Origin of the sequence: Endozoicomonas sp. ALB032, assembly GCF_049310125.1 — a bacterium.
Taxonomy (GTDB): domain Bacteria; phylum Pseudomonadota; class Gammaproteobacteria; order Pseudomonadales; family Endozoicomonadaceae; genus Endozoicomonas_A.
Window position 1 is genome coordinate 6948246 of sequence record NZ_JBLYNW010000001.1, and the last position, 16069, is coordinate 6964314.

Below are 16069 nucleotides of genomic sequence, written 5' to 3' on the forward strand. Positions count from 1 at the left end.
ACCTGGGCGAGGGCTTACTGCGCTTTTGCCAATTCCCTGAAATTACTGGAACATCGCACTGATGGATTCAGCGTTACTGATTCTGCGAACAGACTCAGCCAGCAGAGGCGACATATCCAGCTGGCGAATCCGACCCAAAGCCTGGGCAGCGGGGCTCAGAGGAATCGTGTTGGTCACTACCAGTTCGTCCAGCTCGGAGTTAGCCACATTTTCCAGAGCACGGCCAGACAGAACAGGATGAGTACAGTAGGCAATCACCTTGGTAGCGCCTTTGGACTTCAGCGCAGCTGCAGCAGCGCACAGGGTACCGGCCGTGTCGACCATATCATCGACCAGCACAGAGGTACGGCCGCTAACATCACCGATAATGTTCATTACTTCAGATTTATTGGCTTCAGGGCGACGCTTGTCGATGATCGCCAGATCGGTATTCAGGCGCTTGGCCACAGCACGGGCACGAACTACACCACCGTGATCGGGTGATACCACCATCAGGTTCTCGTAACCCTGACGCTCCATATCATCCAGCAGAATAGGAGAACCGTAAACGTTGTCCACAGGAATGTCGAAGAAGCCCTGAATCTGGTCAGCGTGCAGGTCGACTGTCAGGACACGATCCACACCCACTCCGGCAATCATGTCAGCGACGACTTTGGCACTGATTGGTACACGGGAAGAGCGCGGACGACGATCCTGACGAGCGTAACCAAAGTAAGGCAGCACCGCTGTGATGCGAACCGCAGAGGAGCGACGCATGGCGTCTGCCATAACCAACAACTCCATCAGGTTGTCGTTGGTAGGGGCGCAGGTGGACTGGATGATAAAAACATCACGACCACGGACGTTTTCCTGAATTTCTACTGCAATTTCGCCGTCACTGAAACGGCCAACATAGGCCTTGCCCAGGGGAATATGCAGGTGATTGACAACCTTGTGCACCAGCTCCGGATTTGAGTTGCCGGCAAACACCATCATTTTGGACACGGATAAATACCTTGCTCTGGTCGTAGTCGTGGGTGGATGTAGCTCTTCACCAAAGGAGCTGACCGCTCATCGCCGACAGCAATGAGCGTCACATCCTGTTTTTGTCTGCCTGGATTGGAACCATTACCATCGAATGTTTCGAAGGTGAATGTTTTGTCCTGAGCGTTACGTCTCATAAAACAGTGGAGAGAGCTATCTGTAAGATAGGATTCTAAACAGTGGCTGGGGTGGAGGGATTCGAACCCCCGCATGGCAGGATCAAAACCTGCTGCCTTACCGCTTGGCGACACCCCAGTAACATAATTTACAGTCACTGTAAGCGGGATAATGGAGTTTAATTCACACATGATCGCAGTTGACTGATCGAGTTGTGAAGCGGAGATGTATTGACACCACTGGCAACGAAACCATCAACGTCAGAGTCGATTTCTGCCAGAGTCGCTTCCGCCTCTTTACGACTGGCAAACGGCATAAACACACAGGCACCCGAACCGCTCATCATGGCCTGCCCCACGCTCGAATTTCCGGAATTATCCAACAGCACTAAACATTTATCAACTTCCGGATAAAGCCTTCGAACCAATGGCTGAAAGTCATTGGTCAGCTCATTTCCATGCAGCCGGTTCAATGCGGCGGAAACTTTAATGGGACGAGTATCTCTTGTCAATTCCTGATGACGGAACATTTCGGTAGTGTTGACATGGCAGTCAGGTTTGAGAACCAGGTACCAATTCTCCTCAGGACTGACAGGAGTAAGCTTCTCGCCAACCCCCTCAGCAAAAGCAGCATGACCCCGAACAAATACCGGAACATCAGCTCCCAATTTCAGTCCCAGCTCTGCCAGTGTGTCTTCGTCCAGTCCCAACCCCCACAATAGATTCAGACCATGGAGTGTTGTAGCCGCATCGGAGCTGCCGCCCCCAATTCCACCGCCCATGGGCAGACGTTTAAGGAGCGTAATTCTGACGCCTTTTTCACAGCCTGTATGAGTTTGTAAAAGACGGGCAGCCTTGAGAACGAGATTGTCATCAGCGACCAGCTCTGGAAGGTTACAATCCAGTAATAACTCGTCATGATTTTCGAAGGTCAGCTCATCGGCAAAATCCAAAAACTGGAAAACGGTCTGGAGCTGATGATAACCATCTTCTCGACGTCCGATTATGTGCAAGAAAAGATTTAGCTTGGCCGGAGCAGGCAAAACCAGAGTTGAAGACGACATCAACGAACCATCCTGAAATTGCGATCATGAACTATCAAGCAACTTCTGCCCGATAGCAGAAGAGAAATTAAAGATGAAAGCCTATTTTAGCTGCCATCTTCTGGCAAACAGAGTTGCCTGCACCTCACCCTGTCGGACTTTTATCCTGACAGGCAAGGTTATTCCGGAGAAGTCCTCGTACTGCAAATATTCAACCTGCCACCCCTGCTGTGTAATCAGCACAGGATAACCCTGATTATTTAACCGGATAGTGGCTCTGGTATCAGGACTGGGCAGCCCCATGACCCAATATCGCAGCAGACTGACAGGTAAATCCCAACCGGTCAGCTCAAACAGCAATTTCTCAGGACTCTGGCCTGGATAACGCTTACCTGAGGCTTCCAGTTCTACTGAGCCCGGTTGACCATTAATTTTTGCCACTGTCTGTCCCAGGGGACCATCCAGATAGATAAGATAGTTCTCTTTACTCTGTTGCCATTCCAGAGATAAGGTTCCGGAGTCTCCAGGGACTCTCAACCCCAGTCGCCCTGTCAAGTGCCAATAATCCAGTTCTGAGAGCTGCTGTTGATGAGCTTTCCACAATGACTGACGCTGAGCTTCTGAAAGCCCTTTTTCCGGTTTGGGAGCCGTGGCGCAACCAGAGAGAAGCAGGGCAAAAATCACAAGAATAGACAGTTTTGTTGTTAATGAAGAGTCAGTCAGGTATGAAGTTGAAAACGGTATCTGCATACAACTTGCCAGTTTTTGCGTTGAGTGAACGGGCCGCCAGGCCCGTTATGATAGATAATCCAGCAGGCTTACTTGACGATGGAAACCTTGGGGTCCGCTAAAGCATCGGCCTCTTTATGCTGCTTTTCCAATCGCTCTCGGGTCTCTTTCAGAACGTCACTGTCCGGAGTCATCTGCAAAGCCTCGTCCCACAAAGCTCGTGCATCTTCTTTCCGCCCAAGGGCCCAAAGCACCTCGCCCAGATGAGCCGCTACCTCATGATCGGGATACTTATCATAGGCGTTTTTGAGATAAACAAGAGCAGCCTGATAGTTACCCAGACGATATTGTACCCAACCCATGCTGTCCATAATGGCAGGATCATCTTCATCCAGGACATAAGCCTTCTCGATCAACTCTCTTGCCTCTTCAAAGCGATCAGTACGATCCGCCAGGGTGTAGCCAAGCGCATTCAGAGCGGCCGCATTTTCGGGCTGAAACTTGATAATGGCACGCAGATCTGACTCAAGATCCTTGATTCTTCCCATTTTCTCAAACACCATGGCCCGACCATAGAGCAGGTTAACATTCTCGGGGTAGCGCAATACGGCGCCTGAAAACAGCTTCAGAGCATCGTCAAGTTCTCCGGCATTCACCAGAATTTCTGTCTCGAGCAAATAAAGCTGAACAGCATGTACCGGGAATCGGTTGCGGTCTTCTTCCAATTGCTGTCGGGCCTCTGCCATTTTACCCTGCTTGAGCAGCATCTGGATAAGCGCGACCCGTGACATCATGAACTCCTTACCTGGCATCACGTTCAGAAAAGACTTCCGGGCCTGTTCATAATGCCCTTTCTGTTCTGATATCCATCCCAGATAATAATGAGCGGTACTTTTTCTCTGTCCCAGAGCCAATAGCTGTTTAAAATAGCTTTCAGACTCTGCCACCATCCCGCTCTCAAGTGAAATCAGAGCCAGAGACAACAACATCTCAACATCGAAGGGTGACTGATTCAGGAGCACCTGAAACTGTTCGCGAGCCTCGCCAAGCTTATCCAGATGCACCAGTACACTGGCATAAATCAGACGCAGACGAGGAATATCCGGATACTTTTTGACGGCATCAGCCAGCATTTTCTCAGCCTCATCACCTTTGTCCATCTTATTGAGGATGCGACCCTTGAGTATGATAGCCTTGACGTAGTCCGGCTCCTTAGCAAGAAGCTGATCACAGATCTTGATCGCTGCTTGCAACTGATTATCCTGAAGCAACAAAATGGCCTTACCCAGCTTCAGCGACCGATGACCGGGATAATCCTTAAGAATGCTGTCAAAGGTGCTCAGCAATTGCACCCTTTCATCTTCAGGAAGCTCCAGGGCACTGGCTGCGAGGAAATCAAAATTAGCCTCACCTTCCAAAGCCAGAACGTCTCTCATCTGCTCAACGGCTCGATCCAGTTGACCCGCCCTGATCAGTTCAATAGCACCAGCTTGCAATGCGGCAGCATTTTTATCATCCAGCTTGGCCCAGAGTAACGCCGCATCCAGAGATGCCTGGCGAGCCCCAACCACCTGACTGATTTGATAGGCCCGTTTGGCAACCCCCTTGTCCTGCGTCTTATGAGCCTGTTTGAGATAATATCCCAGCGCCAGATCATAACGCTTACGCTGCCCGCCCAATTCGGCCACGAGCAGATCGTAAAGGGTATCAGGTTCAAAAGAAGCTACCGGCTCTTGCGGCTCGTGACTGACCTGGGCAGGAACCGATTCAGCCGCCCCGGGCTGCCATGAATATTGAACTGAAGAACAACCTGATACCAGCATGGCTGTCAGCACTATAGAGAAACTATTAAGTTTCTTCATGAATGGTATGCCTTTACCCGTTGGAAATAATTTCTGCACTGAACTCTGCAGTCCCGGATGGATCAGCTTTGAACTGTGGCCTTCTTTATCATGACATACGCAAATTATTGTGAAAAACATTTTACTACAGAGCCTGCAAAGAAAGGCCGGACAAAATATTTCTCTTTTTCTATGGGTATGACTGGATACATCCGGGTTTGCAGTTGTTGCCGTTCCATAGGAGAATTGATCGGCCAGAATGTCCATAACGAAAGAAGGTGCTGTTAAAACAGAGTGAAGATCAAGATTCTTCGCTGACCTGAGCGTATCACTGTTTGCTGACTGTAGTACTTAAACAGCACCGGGGCCTCGCACTGAACGAAGATCTGACAACAAACTGCGAATTATCAGGTGTTAAAAATCTGCCTGGCATGACAGGGATTCCCTCAGCTTCCATTGAAACAACTTGTATTGAGACAACCATGGACAGACAAAAAGTCAAACCAGTTACCCGAATGTCTGGAACAGAAGTTTCGATCTGCTTCGGGCAACATAATTAAGGGCACAGGCATCAGTCTGCTGTCCAGTGTTGTAGAATACTGTACGGTCAATAATAGCAGTGGCTCTCAAATAGACAGCCCAATCTTTCGTCAAAAGGCACGGAGACTGGATTAGATAAATGAACCTCCAGAGTAAAAAGACAGCCCTGAGTACCTCGCCAGTGGGTTACTTGTGGCTGGCTAGAGCGTAAGAAAAGGCAACAGGACTTTATGGGGTATCTTACCGCCGGTATCAATCACAGAACTGCACCCATCGCACTCAGGGAGCAGGTTGCTTTTTCACCTGAGCAACTGCCCGAGGCGCTACAGGATGCCCGTCATTTCATGCACACCAATGAAGTGGCCATTCTGTCCACCTGTAACCGGACAGAACTTTACTGTGCCAGCAACGCCGATTATCACAGAGCGCTTGAATGGTTGACAGGGTATCACAACCTGGATCAGAAGCTGCTTAGCGAGCACAGTTATATTCATCACGATAAAGCCGCTGTTCGCCATATAATGAGAGTGGCATGCGGCCTTGACTCCATGGTTCTCGGTGAACCCCAGATTCTCGGTCAGCTGAAGTCAGCCTACGCCCAGGCCCAGGAAGCCGGTACTATTGGCTCGCTGCTTTCCAGACTGTTCCAGTACTGCTTTACTACCGCCAAACAAGTTCGAACCAATACCGCTATTGGTAGACAGCCTGTTTCCATCGCTTATGCAGCCACGACACTGGCCAGGCAGATCTTTGCCGACCTTTCTGAAAACACCGCTTTACTGATTGGTGCCGGTGAAACCATTGAACTGGTGGCCAGACACCTTCATCAACAAGGCCTCAAAGACATCTTTGTCGCTAACCGGACCATGAGCCGGGCGAAACTGCTGGCCGACAAATTTGACGGCAAGCCGGCCCTGCTTTCAGATATTCCTCACTTGTTGCCAGCCGCTGATATTGTCGTCTCCTCAACGGCCAGCCCGGTTCCCGTTCTGGGTAAAGGCAGTGTTGAAAGAGCGATTAAAAAACGCAAACACCGCCCCATATTTATGGTGGATATCGCTGTTCCCCGGGATATCGAACCCGAGGTCACTGAGCTACCAGACATCTTCCTGTATACCGTCGACGACCTGCATGACGTTATTCAGGACAATATGCAACAGCGACAGGATGCTGCAAAAGAAGCTGAGCTGCTGATCGAAACCGGTGCTTTTGAGTTCATGAGCCAACTGCGCTCACTGGATGCAGTGAATGTGCTGAGGAGCTATCGAAAAAATACCGAGGAACTCAGAGATTTTGAGCTTGAAAAAGCCATGCTTTCTCTGGCCAATGGTGTTCCGGCGGAACAGGTTCTGACTCAATTTGCACGTTCACTGACCAACAAGCTCATGCATACCCCCAGCGTGCAATTGAAAAAAGCCGCTGCAGAAGGTCAGAACAACCGACTGGAATGGGCTGAAGAACTGCTGGGCATTCATCGCCGTTATGAAGACCGCGCTAAAGAGCCGAGCCACTCCTAGCTGTGCCAGCCATTACCGGCTGAAATTCAGCCAGAAGCCACCGGATACCTGTATAACCCATCAGGTTCACACCTGAAACAAGCATTGATTAAATCCAAATGAAAGATCCCAATCTGGACAGTCTGAGCGCCAAGCTTGAAAACCTGCTGGAACGCTTTGAGGAACTCGGTGCTTTACTGAGTGACCCACAAGTCATCGGTAACCAGGACCAGTTCCGCAGACTCTCCAAGGAATACGCTGAACTTGAACCCGTCGTCAATGCCTACCGGGATTACGACCAGATTCAGAGAGATCTGGAAGACGCCCGGGCCATGAAAGACGACCCGGAAATGGCTGATCTGGCTGAGGAAGAGATTCAGAGCTGCGAAGAAAAGCTGCCAGCCCTGGCTCAGGAGCTGCAACTACTGCTCTTACCCAAAGACCCCAGGGACAACAACAATACTTTCCTGGAAATTCGTGCCGGTACTGGTGGTGACGAGGCTGCTATTTTCGCGGGAGACCTGTTCCGGATGTATTCCCGCTTCGCTGAAAAACGTGGCTGGAAAATCGAAGTCATCAGTGCCAATGACGGTGAACACGGTGGCTATAAGGAGATTATTTCCCGCGTGGTCGGCAATAATGTTTTTGGTCATCTGAAGTTTGAATCCGGTGCCCATCGGGTCCAGCGTGTGCCTGAAACAGAATCCCAGGGGCGTATACACACATCAGCCTGTACTGTCGCCATCATGGCAGAACCTGATGAGCAGGAAGCCATCGAGATCAAAAAGGAAGATCTTAGAGTCGACACCTACCGTTCATCGGGTGCCGGTGGTCAGCATGTAAACACCACCGACTCGGCCATTCGACTGACCCACCTGCCTACCGGTATTGTGGTTGAATGTCAGGACGAACGTTCACAACACAAGAACCGGGCCAAGGCCATGGCTCTGCTTTCTGCAAAACTACAGGATGCTCAGGAGATGGCTGCCGCCAAAGAGATCAGCGAAACCCGTAAAAGTCTGGTGGGCAGTGGCGATCGCTCCGAACGTATCAGAACCTATAACTACCCTCAGGGGCGGGTCACTGATCATCGCATCAACCTGACACTTTATAAATTGCCAGAAATTATCGAGGGCGACCTCGACCCTGTGATTAACCCCCTCCTTCAGCAACATCAGGCGGACCTGTTGACAGGATTGTCCGATGAGTAGACTAATGAGCAGGATTGATCAGACCCTCAGTGAGGCCACTCAACGCCTCACTGATAGTCATACAGCCAGAAAAGAACAAAGCGACACGGCCCGTCTTGATGCCGAAGTTCTGCTCTGCCATGTATTGGGCAAACCATACAGCTACCTTTTCACCTGGCCCGAAAGAGAGCTGACGCCCGAACAGGCTGAACAGTTTGAGTCCATGCTGGCACAACGGATACTGGGAACCCCTGTCGCTTATATAACGGGTGAGAAAGAGTTCTGGAGTCTGAAGCTTAACGTTTCACCCTCCGTACTGATTCCCAGACCCGACACTGAAAGGCTGGTTGAGCTCGCCTTGTCTATGCCCGTTTCGGACCAGGCAACCGTTGCCGACCTTGGCACAGGCAGCGGTGCCATTGCTCTGGCAATGGCTATCGAGAGGCCACACTGGCAAGTGATTGGCGTTGACAGACTGTCCGGGCCAGTCGCCATCGCCAAAGAAAATGCCGCCCTGAACCAGATAGGCAATGTAACCTTTGTAGAAGGTGACTGGTGCTCACCCTTATCCGACCCATTGGACATGATTGTCAGCAACCCGCCGTACATTCGTGAAGACGATGAGCACCTTGCTCAGGGGGATGTACAGTTTGAACCCCGATCAGCATTGACTGCAGGCAAAGACGGTCTTGATGATATACGCACCATCAGCCGACAAGCCTTCGGGAAGCTGAAACCGGGTGGCTGGTTGTTGTTTGAGCACGGCTATGATCAGGGCAGTGATATCCGGATCATTCTGGAGTCCAATGGCTTTACCGCCATTAGCACACAACAAGACCTGTCTGGTCAGGACCGTGTCACCCTGGCGCAAAAAACCGCCTGAACCGGAGCCTGATAGCTGCATTTCCCCTATGCTTACGTTTGGTTATACTCCTCTGCTCTTAGCTGAAGCAGTAAACCCTTAAACAGTCGTGTGCGATAGAGGATATTTTTCGCATCTGACAATCAAAGATTTCACAAGGTAGGCAGGAAGTAGGGATGGAAAATACCGGAGCATTGCTGGTTAATCTGGGTTCGCCCGATAGTCCGCATGAACAAGATGTACGACACTATCTGAATGAATTTCTGATGGATGCTAATGTCATCGATATGCCCTGGCTCGTAAGACGCATGATTGTCAGTCTGTTTGTCCTGCCCAAAAGACCGGCTCAATCCGCCAGAGCCTACGCCTCTGTCTGGACTGAGAAGGGCTCACCTCTAATCAGCAACAGTAAAGACCTTCATGAAGAAGTCCAGAAGCTCACTTCCATGCCAGTAGAGTTAGCCATGCGTTATGGCAGGCCAGACATGGAGAGCGCTCTGGTCAGACTGGCCAGCAAGCCGGAGATCAAGGAAGTTCTGCTGTTCCCTCTCTACCCTCACTACGCCATGTCAACCGTCAAGACAGTGGTAGAGAAAGCTGAAGAAATCATCAAAGACTACAAACTGCCGGTGACATTGAAAGTTCACCCCGTGTTTTATAATCACGATGCCTACATTGAGGCACTGGTAGAAAGTGCAAAAGAGTATCTGGAAAAAGATTATGATCACATTGTGTTCAGTTATCACGGTGTTCCGGAAAGACACATCCGTAAGGATGACTGCACAGGTTCCCACTGCCTGAAATCCGAGGACTGTTGTCAGAAAGCATCACCTGCTCACCTTACCTGCTATCGACATCAGGTTTACAGAACCACCGCCTGCTTTGTCGAGAAAGCCGACATCCCGGTGGACAAATACTCCGTCGCCTTCCAATCAAAACTGGGGCGGGACAAATGGTTGGAACCGGCCACCAGCAGTACCATTAAATCACTGGCAGAACAGGGCATCAAAAAGGTTCTGGTCATCTGCCCGGCATTCGTGGCTGACTGTCTGGAAACCCTTGAAGAGATTGGCATGGAAGCGAAAGAGGACTTTATTGCAGCTGGCGGTGTATCCCTGGAACTCATTCCCTGCCTGAACAGCCACCCTGCCTGGACGAAGCTGGTCAGTCAATGGCTAGAGAAACCGCTCCATAATTGATCACGGGATGAGCCCGACACGCTTTCTCAGGTGCCTGCGCCTACTGCGCGGCATCTGGTTTTTGCCATATGTTATACAATAGAACTGGCCAACTGAGAATGCGATCAATGATTACCGGCGTTAGAAGAATTATTGTTTTTAGAACATAGTTATTATGCTTGATTCCTGCATATGAGCTTCCAACAATAACAGGCATAGCTAATATCACCATTTTTGAGATATCGCTTATGTCTAATTGTTTACTCTGATTCCCATAATATCTAACAGTAACGGATAGGAAAGATGCCAGAGCATTACTGTCTGAAAAAATATAAAACAGTCTGTTTTTTGTTCCCTGATAAAGTAACATTGCAGCCAGAGAGATGATAATAAACTCATTTTCATTTGATTTTAGATGATCAGCTCCAAACTCGTTATAGACCGACACACGTTCACTTAATGATGCAGCCAGCGAAATACAACTAAGGAGACCACCTCGAAAAAGATAAAGGCCTTCACTCATATCGAATTCGTCAATTATGCTCTTTAATTCAACAGGCTCTGGCCGTAAACAACCCATAAATTTTTCAGGTGCATTGGCCGCATATACAATCGCACCATGTCTATCTCGGGTAATATATCTCCTGATGGATTCTAAATCATTAATTCCAATATCTTGTTCATAAACAACACCCTTAGATGCGGTAAGCTTTATTTTGTGCACGTATTCTGACGGACTGGTATAAAAAGCTAAAGACAGTGGAGCTTCAGCCAATGCACTTATCAATTGAACAGCAAAAACACTGTAGCAACCCTCTGCTTTGTTTATTTCTTTCGTTTTTACTTCAGTTGATAAAAAAAACATCGCTATGACAAAAAATAAATTGTGCACTAAGTCAGCCCCACAACAAGTGATCATTTCATTTGGACTGATCAGAGTAGCCTGTGTACCCAAAAAATCCAGAAAACAGCCTTGGGTAGCCAATGACTTTGGCGTTTGCCGACAGATGCATGAGAGTTTTTCTGCTTTGGTGACACTCCCCGCCTTGTCAGGCGAGGCTTCTGACTTCACGGGCTACAGCCAGCCTATAGCGACTGGACTTACACAGAAGCCTCCATCAGCAGTAACCGGGTGCCCCTCGGTTATTTTGTTGGTCTTTTGTTTGATTTGTTGAGTATCTATACGGTTCCAGTCGATGCGTTGCAATAACGACTTTCGAAAGTCTTCTAGCCCAACAAGCAGTTAACTCTGCTATGGATTTTTTTTTAACAGTGCTTGGTTTTCGTCACCGTGAGTCCCTGCATAGGGACAGACCGACAGAGAATATAGCCAGCTACGTACAAACACGCAAGCGGAACGCTCTGCGTTCCCGTCTTATATCCCCGCCCGATTGAGAGTGTCGCAAAAGGGTATGGTCAGCAGGATATATCAAGATCGTCGTTCCCGCGCAGGCGGGAACCCACCACGAACAGTGGATCTCCGCCTTCGCGGAGATGACGGTTTGAAGCTTGAAGCGTTTTAATTGACCTTTTGCGACACCCTCGATTGGGCGAGGGTTTACGACGATTTTGCTAACTGGCGCTGCCCGGGATTGCCATTTTGTGCAATTTATCAATGAATGCTCTCGGAAACAGGCCACTACTGATGCAGTCCTTAATGATGGGTGTCAGTGGTAAGCATTTATCACGGATCACATTTTTCATTTGCAAAAAACTATTCATAACTGAAAGATTCCAGGCGCCAACACTCTTTTTGACTGAAGGTAGAAGTTTAAAGTGATTTAACAGCTCCGGTTTACGTAAATAAACATCGAGTTTGATTTCAACATCCCCCAGAATTTCTTCCTTTTCAACTAAATATATTTCCTCGTCATTGCGATTGTAGTAAGGGAGGCTATACAGCTCTGCTTGCCAGGCATCCCAGTCCCATAGATCCGGTTCGGTAGGGTTTTGAAGGGTGCTATCAGCGCTACTGGTAACACTGGCAGCTGGTGAAAGTCGCGTATCTGTCAAACCAAAACGCTCTATCAAAAAGTTAGCCAGTTGTCTGGCAAATAGCTCTGGCCGACACTGGTGCTCCTCCGACTGAGTTGTGATCAGCCTGACAGTCTGCTCTTGAAGGGCTACCATGCGAGAATGAAACTGTGCCTGTTCTGCATTAATGGCTTGCACCGTGCTCTCATAGCTGGGCGGCTGGTCAGTGGCAGCAGTTTCTTGACGGAGCGGGGGCGCTGTTTGGCCAGCGCCGTTATCAGAACCAAATGTATACATAATCTGTTCTCCATTTAAACAGATTATCGTAAAGCCCATGGACTCTACGAAGATCATTGTTATTCGCAAAAATGTTGCCATTCAGGCTGCAATAGCGCCCGATTGAAAAACCTCTTCATGGTTGGACAATGATTACAGGGAAAAATTCCCTAAGGGACTGCTCCTCAAGGCGTTTTTTCTGCCTGTGAGAACATCAGATTTCAGGCTACCTGGTGTTCGATCGACAGGATTAAATGATAAAGACTCAGGCCTGTTTCAGAAAACCTCTCAACCTTGGGTCTGCCAAGGCTCTGCTCAGCACATCACTGAGCACTTTATCGATCAGCTCTTCGTTCTTTTCATCAGAGGGTGCCTTGGGTACACGCTCACTGATTTCGCTGGAGTAGACCCCCTCGAAACGCTGATCGCCTTTTACAACCCTGACCCGGACTTTTGCCTTCAGGTCCACCTGGGTGATGTAACTGCCCTCTGGTACCTTGTACTCCAGATCATCAAGATAAACCTGGAACTGGGATACATCTTCAGATTCAGTAACTGTCAGCCCCATCTCTCTCAGACCCAGCTCCACTGCCGAGCGAATAGCCAGAGTCAGGCGGTCATTGGTCGTAATGGCGTTGGTATTTGAATAAACCCCTCCACGATGACCAAGAGAGCGGGACAAGCGCTCATCATAGACGGTCACACTGACCGTTCCCTGCAATGGTTTAATTGGCTTTTCCACAGCAATTCTGGGGGTTACATCCACTTCCTGAGGGCTCAGGGCACAGCCGGCCAGGGCGAGAGCGGCCAATAAAATAAGTGACATTTTTTTCATGAGTCCGGCTATCCTGTGATGGGCGGGGCGCCCTTGGCGAAAGAAAATAGGGTCGACACAAATCCTATCCAGTCTCGAAAACCGGATCAACCGGCTTGGCAAAGCGACTTATAGAGGATATAGTGCATTCCACATAATCCATTAAACAATCTTACGCTGATTTCAGAACGCTGAGCGTGATTACAATGCCTATAGCGAACGATAAGCAACAGCCCGAAATCTTCCGGGACTCTGATAACGACACCAATGCGCAGGTAACAGCTGCCCGTGAGCCTGTGGTGTTCACTCCCAAGTCCATCTTTCGTCCTTCCCGCCTGCTACTCCTACTGCCTTGAGCAGACTATTTAATTTCACCTTCGACCCCGGCCGTCTGGCCCTCTGACCCCAAAGTCAGAAAAATGATTACATTTGTACGAATTCCGACTGACAAGTGCAGAAAATGCCGCCTGTTGCAAGCAGCATCTTCTATGTCGGCACTTTCAAAAATCCTTTTGCACAAATAGAACCTTTTGCACAAAAAGCGCGTCAAAAAACATTGAACTGATAAAAGAACAGCGGGAGCAGCAACCATGAGCAACGATCAGGTTATTATTTTCGACACCACCCTGAGAGACGGTGAACAGAGTCCCGGCGCTGCTATGACCGGGGATGAGAAGGTCCGGATTGCCAAATCTCTGGAAATACTCAAGGTGGACGTCATTGAGGCAGGCTTCGCCATTGCCAGCCCAGGCGATTTTGAAGCGGTCAAAAGCATCGCTGAAACCATTAAAGACAGCACTGTCTGCAGTCTTTCCAGGGCATTGCCCAAAGATATTGAAGCAGCAGCACAAGCTGTGCAACCAGCTGCTCAAGGTCGTATTCATACCTTTATTGCAACCTCTGCGCTGCACATGAAACACAAACTTTGTATGACGCCTGAGCAGGTGCTGGAACAGGCAGTGGCTTCGGTTAAGCTGGCCCGCAACCTCATTGACGATGTTGAGTTCTCTCTGGAAGACGCTGGACGATCTGACATCGACTTTATGTGCCGTATCATTGAAGCCGTTATCGATGCCGGTGCCCGCACCATTAACATTCCGGACACGGTTGGCTACGCCCTGCCTCACCAATTCGGCAACGTGATTGCCCAGCTGATTGAGCGTGTTCCCAATTCAGACAAAGCCATCTTCTCGGTTCATTGCCACAACGACCTTGGGCTCGCAGTAGCCAACTCCCTGTCAGCCGTGGTTAACGGTGCTCGTCAGATTGAATGCACCATCAACGGCCTTGGAGAGAGGGCGGGTAATGCCTCTCTTGAAGAAATCGTTATGGCTATACGTACCCGCCAGGACGAACTCAAGGTCGAAACGGGCATCAACACTCAGCATATCGTTCCTACGTCCCGTCTGGTCTCCGGTATCACCGGCTTCCCGGTTCAGCCCAACAAGGCCATTGTCGGTGCTAATGCTTTTGCTCACGAATCCGGTATTCACCAGGATGGCATTCTGAAAAACCGCGAAACCTACGAAATCATGAAGGCTGAAGACGTTGGCTGGAACACTAACCGTCTGACCCTCGGTAAATTATCCGGCCGCAGCGCCTTTCAGTCCCGGATGGAAGAGCTGGGTATTACTTTTGCTGATCGTAACGAACTGACCGAAGCCTTTAACCGCTTCAAGGTGCTGGCTGACAAGAAATCTGAAATTTTCGATGACGACTTGCAGGCACTGGTCAGTGATGTTCGCTCCGCTAATGAAGAAGAGAAATACCGTCTGCTTGAGCTGGAAGCGGGCTCCAGTACCGGTAAAACACCAGAAGCACGTCTGGTTATTGCAGTAGACTCTGATGAGATTGAAGTACGCAGTGCAGGAGACGGTCCTGTTGATGCGGTCTTCAAGGCCATAGAAAGTATTGCTAATTCCGGTGCCCGTCTGGCATTGTATAATGTTAGCGCGATTACCAGCGGTACTGATTCACAGGGCGACGTCAGCGTACGTCTGGAGAAGCAGGGTCGCATTGTCAATGGCTCCGGAGCAGACACCGATATTGTGGTCGCTTCTGCCAAAGCCTACATCAATGCTTTGAACCTGCTGAATGCTGACCATCCAAAAACCAACCCACAGACAGGGAACCTCTAACAGTCATGCAAGGCAGGATCAGCGAGCAAACTCGGCAGCACTACCTCGATGCCATGGGTATCCAGACCTGGTTTCCCAGCCAAATCCTGCCTAATGCATTGCCCCCCAGGGCGTTTGACTTTCCAGAGGAAGAGCCGGTAGAAGCGTATAAGCCCGGACAATTAACTGTTTCTTCCCACCCATCTTCAGCTCCACTTTCTGAAGTTGCCACAGGTGCTTCTTCAGCAAAAGATTTGCTGGGCATATCCAGTCGTGTTGAAACGAAACAGGATCCGGAGCCAGCAACCTCTGTAGAACAGAACATTATTTCTGAACCCCGGCCAATAGAAATCAGCAAGTTCAGGCTGGTCACTCTGGCCGCCAACGAACACTGTCTGGTAGTCGCCGAAATGCCTCACTCCGGACTGAATCAATTTTCACGCTTTCACCTTCGATTACTCAGCGATATTCTTCGCGCTATTCAACTGCCTGCAGGGTCTGAAACTCTGCCTTTCAGTGAGTTCGTCTGGCCACTGGGCAATGCTGGCCTGATGGAGCACCTGAGCCAGGACGACTCCGCTGCTGCCGACGCAGTTTGCGCCTACCTCAGTAACCAGTTTGGCCTGGCCAGACGAAAAGTAGTTCTGCTCTTCGGTCAGGCAGCAGCCCGTTTTGTGATAGATCCAAGCCGACAGTTCAACGACCTGAGAGGTTTGCAGACGGGCCTTCACTCCAATCAATACTTCATTGTCACTCACGGTCTTAATGAGTTGATGAAACTTCCAGCCCTGAAGTCAGAAGTCTGGCAGGATATTTCACCGATAATCAGGGAGCTGACCCCTTCATAACCGCCTCATGAGCAGAAAATCG

13 protein-coding genes and 1 tRNA gene are annotated in these 16069 nt (G+C 49.6%); 6 read left to right on the plus strand and 8 right to left on the minus strand.

Going from position 1 to position 16069, the window contains the following annotated elements; genetic code table 11:
• Positions 1 to 42 precede the first annotated feature (42 nt).
• The 5 genes from ACO6VG_RS25175 to ACO6VG_RS25195 all read right to left on the minus strand — a co-directional run bounded on the left by ACO6VG_RS25175 (position 43) and on the right by ACO6VG_RS25195 (position 4773).
• Positions 43 to 984, minus strand: coding sequence for a ribose-phosphate pyrophosphokinase (locus ACO6VG_RS25175; protein WP_317145524.1), 942 nt, complete (start codon positions 982 to 984; stop codon positions 43 to 45).
• A 219-nt stretch (positions 985 to 1203) separates the two neighbouring features.
• A tRNA-Gln gene (locus tag ACO6VG_RS25180) sits at positions 1204 to 1278 on the minus strand.
• 40 nt (positions 1279 to 1318) lie between these two features.
• Positions 1319 to 2203, minus strand: coding sequence for a 4-(cytidine 5'-diphospho)-2-C-methyl-D-erythritol kinase (ispE, locus tag ACO6VG_RS25185; RefSeq protein ID WP_422138680.1), 885 nt, complete (start codon positions 2201 to 2203; stop codon positions 1319 to 1321).
• An 81-nt stretch (positions 2204 to 2284) separates the two neighbouring features.
• On the minus strand, positions 2285 to 2932 hold the full coding sequence (lolB, locus tag ACO6VG_RS25190) for a lipoprotein insertase outer membrane protein LolB (protein ID WP_422134833.1): 648 nt from the start codon (positions 2930 to 2932) through the stop codon (positions 2285 to 2287).
• A gap of 68 nt (positions 2933 to 3000) precedes the next feature.
• Positions 3001 to 4773 carry a tetratricopeptide repeat protein gene (locus ACO6VG_RS25195; protein ID WP_422134834.1) on the minus strand — a complete coding sequence of 591 codons (1773 nt, stop codon included), beginning with the start codon at positions 4771 to 4773 and terminating at the stop codon, positions 3001 to 3003.
• A gap of 749 nt (positions 4774 to 5522) precedes the next feature.
• On the opposite strand from ACO6VG_RS25195, the gene hemA reads away from it, so the two are divergent.
• The 4 genes from hemA to hemH all read left to right on the plus strand — a co-directional run bounded on the left by hemA (position 5523) and on the right by hemH (position 10039).
• Positions 5523 to 6809, plus strand: coding sequence for a glutamyl-tRNA reductase (gene hemA / locus ACO6VG_RS25200; protein ID WP_422134835.1), 1287 nt, complete (start codon positions 5523 to 5525; stop codon positions 6807 to 6809).
• Between the two features lie 98 nt (positions 6810 to 6907).
• Positions 6908 to 7999: a peptide chain release factor 1 gene (gene prfA / locus ACO6VG_RS25205; protein ID WP_422134836.1), complete on the plus strand. Its 1092-nt coding sequence runs from the start codon at positions 6908 to 6910 to the stop codon at positions 7997 to 7999.
• Positions 7992 to 8861: a peptide chain release factor N(5)-glutamine methyltransferase gene (prmC, locus tag ACO6VG_RS25210; RefSeq protein ID WP_422134837.1), complete on the plus strand. Its 870-nt coding sequence runs from the start codon at positions 7992 to 7994 to the stop codon at positions 8859 to 8861. The genes prfA and prmC overlap by 8 nt, the downstream gene beginning before the upstream one ends.
• 155 nt (positions 8862 to 9016) lie before the next feature.
• The gene (hemH, locus tag ACO6VG_RS25215) at positions 9017 to 10039 is read left to right on the plus strand and encodes a ferrochelatase (protein ID WP_422134838.1); all 1023 of its coding nucleotides are present in this window, start codon (positions 9017 to 9019) and stop codon (positions 10037 to 10039) included.
• Between the two features lie 40 nt (positions 10040 to 10079).
• Here hemH and ACO6VG_RS25220 read toward each other — a convergent pair whose 3' ends face one another.
• The 3 genes from ACO6VG_RS25220 to ACO6VG_RS25230 all read right to left on the minus strand — a co-directional run bounded on the left by ACO6VG_RS25220 (position 10080) and on the right by ACO6VG_RS25230 (position 13103).
• Positions 10080 to 11090, minus strand: a complete 1011-nt coding sequence (locus ACO6VG_RS25220; RefSeq protein ID WP_422134839.1) for a hypothetical protein — start codon at positions 11088 to 11090, stop codon at positions 10080 to 10082.
• 500 nt (positions 11091 to 11590) lie between these two features.
• Positions 11591 to 12289, minus strand: a complete 699-nt coding sequence (locus tag ACO6VG_RS25225; protein ID WP_422138683.1) for a hypothetical protein — start codon at positions 12287 to 12289, stop codon at positions 11591 to 11593.
• A gap of 244 nt (positions 12290 to 12533) precedes the next feature.
• Complete coding sequence (locus ACO6VG_RS25230; RefSeq protein ID WP_422134841.1) at positions 12534 to 13103, minus strand: YajG family lipoprotein; 570 nt, start codon at positions 13101 to 13103, stop codon at positions 12534 to 12536.
• 569 nt (positions 13104 to 13672) lie between these two features.
• Between ACO6VG_RS25230 and ACO6VG_RS25235 the strand changes: the two genes are divergently transcribed.
• Both ACO6VG_RS25235 and ACO6VG_RS25240 read left to right on the plus strand, forming a co-directional pair.
• Positions 13673 to 15220 (plus strand): 2-isopropylmalate synthase, encoded by a 1548-nt coding sequence (locus tag ACO6VG_RS25235; protein ID WP_422138685.1) that lies wholly within the window; start codon positions 13673 to 13675, stop codon positions 15218 to 15220.
• Positions 15221 to 15225: 5 nt separating this feature from the next.
• Positions 15226 to 16047, plus strand: a complete 822-nt coding sequence (locus tag ACO6VG_RS25240; RefSeq protein WP_422134844.1) for a hypothetical protein — start codon at positions 15226 to 15228, stop codon at positions 16045 to 16047.
• Positions 16048 to 16069 lie beyond the last annotated feature (22 nt).

Bases quoted from the DNA above. Each gene is read 5' to 3' on its own strand.
- ispE (WP_422138680.1), bottom strand. From the start codon at position 2,203: ATGTCGTCTTCAACTCTGGTTTTGCCTGCTCCGGCCAAGCTAAATCTT.
- lolB (WP_422134833.1), bottom strand. From the start codon at position 2,932: ATGCAGATACCGTTTTCAACTTCATACCTGACTGACTCTTCATTAACA.
- ACO6VG_RS25195 (WP_422134834.1), bottom strand. From the start codon at position 4,773: ATGAAGAAACTTAATAGTTTCTCTATAGTGCTGACAGCCATGCTGGTA.
- hemA (WP_422134835.1), top strand. From the start codon at position 5,523: ATGGGGTATCTTACCGCCGGTATCAATCACAGAACTGCACCCATCGCA.
- prfA (WP_422134836.1), top strand. From the start codon at position 6,908: ATGAAAGATCCCAATCTGGACAGTCTGAGCGCCAAGCTTGAAAACCTG.
- prmC (WP_422134837.1), top strand. From the start codon at position 7,992: ATGAGTAGACTAATGAGCAGGATTGATCAGACCCTCAGTGAGGCCACT.
- hemH (WP_422134838.1), top strand. From the start codon at position 9,017: ATGGAAAATACCGGAGCATTGCTGGTTAATCTGGGTTCGCCCGATAGT.
- ACO6VG_RS25225 (WP_422138683.1), bottom strand. From the start codon at position 12,289: ATGTATACATTTGGTTCTGATAACGGCGCTGGCCAAACAGCGCCCCCG.
- ACO6VG_RS25230 (WP_422134841.1), bottom strand. From the start codon at position 13,103: ATGAAAAAAATGTCACTTATTTTATTGGCCGCTCTCGCCCTGGCCGGC.
- ACO6VG_RS25235 (WP_422138685.1), top strand. From the start codon at position 13,673: ATGAGCAACGATCAGGTTATTATTTTCGACACCACCCTGAGAGACGGT.
- ACO6VG_RS25240 (WP_422134844.1), top strand. From the start codon at position 15,226: ATGCAAGGCAGGATCAGCGAGCAAACTCGGCAGCACTACCTCGATGCC.